At 57.7% G+C, this 2308-nt stretch carries 3 protein-coding genes; all 3 read right to left on the bottom strand.

Annotation, left to right across the window (positions count from 1 at the left end; genetic code table 11):
- Positions 1-305: 305 nt before the first annotated feature.
- Positions 306-800 (bottom strand): type 3 dihydrofolate reductase, encoded by a 495-nt coding sequence (gene folA, locus CAK78_RS10900; protein ID WP_017784135.1) that lies wholly within the window; start codon positions 798-800, stop codon positions 306-308.
- 24 nt (positions 801-824) lie between these two features.
- The gene (locus CAK78_RS10895) at positions 825-1292 is read right to left on the bottom strand and encodes a threonine/serine exporter family protein (RefSeq protein WP_005297957.1); all 468 of its coding nucleotides are present in this window, start codon (positions 1290-1292) and stop codon (positions 825-827) included.
- A 118-nt stretch (positions 1293-1410) separates the two neighbouring features.
- Positions 1411-2208 (bottom strand): threonine/serine exporter family protein, encoded by a 798-nt coding sequence (locus CAK78_RS10890; protein WP_005297956.1) that lies wholly within the window; start codon positions 2206-2208, stop codon positions 1411-1413.
- Positions 2209-2308 lie beyond the last annotated feature (100 nt).

Genomic DNA, 2308 nt, shown 5'->3' with positions numbered 1-2308 from the left:
GATAAATATAATCCCATCAAAATCAACGATTGACAGGTATGTTACGCGAGAAAAGCAGAGCAATAATGGGAGGGAAAAGGAGGGAACATGTCTCTCATTAGCGGGTCAACACATTTAGTTACAACACTAACCATAATGTTGTCATTCGCTGCCTCACTTCCACTGTGAAATAGAGGCCTGAGGTGTGCCGTGTCCACACTATGGCACATCGCTATATCTGGGCATTCAATCCCTGTCCCGGACAGCAAAAAGGCCCCTTGTGCAACACAAGGGGCCTTTCATCAACCGGGGCAATCCGCCAGCCGTCAGCGCCGCTGCCAGGTCTCGAAGCGGTAGGGGTAAGCATTACGTTCATCCGCAGGATGAGATTCTTCTTCCAGCAGTTCCCAGTCGGTATGATCCAACACAGGAAAATGGGCATCCCCATCAACTTCAAGTTCAATCTGAGTCAGATAGAGGCGTTCTGCCCTAGGTAGCAGCTGTTCGAAAAGATGCCCGCCGCCAATAACCATAAGTTCTTCCACTGAGTCTTCACGACCTAATAACTCTAATGCAGAACTAACAGAATCAATCACTTCTACACCATCAACCCGGTAATCCGGGTTGCGGCTGATCACCAGATTGCGGCGCCCGGGCAGCGGCCGCCCGATGGATTCAAAGGTCTTGCGACCCATCAACACCGGTTTACCGAGAGTGATCCGCTTGAAGTGGGCCAGATCCGCCGGCATATGCCATGGCATCTGGTTGTCCTTGCCGATCACGCGATCGTGGGCCACGGCGGCAATCATGGAAATCTTCACGGTATCAGCCTCTCACTTCACCATTCATATAATGGGGCGGTTACGATACACGACCAGGGACGGGATCGCTAGACCGAAACTCAAAGCCCCCACGATAAACAGCGCCTTGAGGCCGTTCTCCACCGCGCTCTGGATAAGCTCCATGGTCACCCCGGAGATATTGAGCTCCACCACCGCGATCATCGCCTTGAAGGCGTAGCTGCCCGGGATCATGGGGATGATGGAGGCGACGCTGAACACAGGGCGCGGCGCCAGCAGCCGGCGCGACCAGTAGACGCAGACAAAACCGACCGTGGTCGCCGCCGCCAGGGTGGCCCACTCGATGGGCATGCCATGGTGAATGAGCAGGGTGCGCAGGCTGTGAGCCAGGGCGCCGCCCATGGCGCAGTACTTCAACATCCGTGGTGGCACGTTGAACAACATGGCAAAGCCCACCGCCGGAATGGCCGACCAGAAGGCGTCCTTGGCCAGCAGCCAGAGCAGATCCATCATGGCACCCTCCCCCAGCTTCCGGTCACCGACATGGCGAGAATGATCCCGATATGGTTCCGTGCGCTGATGGATAGCCGGTTTGCCCCGATCAACAGGATCGATACAGCGTCAAAGATCTTCATACCTTCCACCCCCAGATGCCGGTCACCGACATGGCGAGGATGATGCCTATCGCAGCGCTGATGGTGAGCAAAGTCGCCGTGCCCCAACGGGCCAGCCCCATGTTGAAGTAACCCTTCACCATGTCGGAGACCGCGTTGATGAGCGGAAAGCCCGGCACCAGCAGCAGTACGCTGGCCGCCATGGCGAGATAGGGCTGGGCCCCCCAGTTGAAGAAGGTCGCGCTGGAGGCGAGCAGGGTGGCGATAAAGCCGGTGGTGGCAAAATTGATGAGGGGGCTGTGGTGATGACGCGCCATCAGCTGGCGCGCCCGCATGGCAACCGAAGCCGAGAAGCAGGTCACCAGGAAGATGGGCCAGTCACCGCCAAACAGCAGACTGAAGGCACCACAGGAGAGCCCCACCATGGGCACCACCAGCCAGGGGTGATAGTGAAACGGTACTATGGCCTCCAGGCGCTGACGCACTTCCCGCGCGCCGATCAGATCCTTCTCCGCCATGATGCAGATGCGCTGGATCTCGCACACCACCTGCATGTTGATGCCGTGCTCGCGCACCCGCCGGGTGGTGGTGACGCAACTGCCCTGATAGAGGCTGGTGAGCACGATGGCGCTGGAGGAGATGGCCATCTCGACGCTCTCCAGCCCGAGCGCCATGCCGAGCCGGACCGTGGTCTGCTCTATGATGCGACTCTCGGCGCCGAACTGGGCCAGCATCTGGCCCACCTTGACGATGATCCGGGTGATCTCCGTCTGCTGTTCCCGCGACAGCACCCGCCTTGGTGTGATACTTCTCATAATCCCTTCGAGTCGTAGCAAATTAAAAAAGTGTCGCCATGTTAGCCTAACTATCGGCGCCGTTCATCTACACATCTCACGCCAATAAACAAACTCAAAT

The organism is Aeromonas sp. A35_P (assembly GCF_002259925.1).
Taxonomy (GTDB): domain Bacteria; phylum Pseudomonadota; class Gammaproteobacteria; order Enterobacterales; family Aeromonadaceae; genus Aeromonas; species Aeromonas dhakensis.
Note: the sequence above shows the minus strand (reverse complement) of the source record. Positions and strands in the feature narration are given on the sequence as shown.